Here is a 370-nt window from a genome sequence, read left to right as displayed (position 1 = left end):
TGGCATAACAAACACGTTATGCGCTTTTGGCTGGAGCTGGGACAAACTTATAATTTAGGTCTTTCCCTTCTCCAAACAAGGTAACGAGGTTCCTTCCAGTATGTTTAGAGCTATATAGCGCTTCGTCTGCTTCAGCAAGCGCCTCTTGAAGTGATTGCCCCTCAGATAACTGACTGATACCAAAGCTCATGGTCACTTCAGTTTTAAATGATTGCAAAGCGGTTTCAGTTTCGACCGCAAGGCGAATTTGCTCTGCGACAATTTTGGCTTGTTGTGCTTTTTCGAGCAAAACAATCATGAACTCGTCACCACCAAATCGCACAATGCAGGCTGACTCAGGAAGATGCTTTTTAAAAATAGTGGAGATCGT

General features: G+C 43.8%; 1 protein-coding gene. It reads right to left on the bottom strand.

Annotated elements, in window-relative coordinates; all coding sequences use genetic code 11:
• Window positions 1-16: 16 nt before the first annotated feature.
• The coding region (locus IQR33_RS23865) for a GGDEF domain-containing protein (protein ID WP_193844114.1) at window positions 17-370 on the bottom strand (354 nt) is incomplete at its 5' end.

This window comes from Vibrio sp. OPT46 (genome assembly GCF_015163535.1).
In the GTDB taxonomy this organism is placed as follows: domain Bacteria; phylum Pseudomonadota; class Gammaproteobacteria; order Enterobacterales; family Vibrionaceae; genus Vibrio; species Vibrio alginolyticus.
Note: the sequence above shows the minus strand (reverse complement) of the source record. Positions and strands in the feature narration are given on the sequence as shown.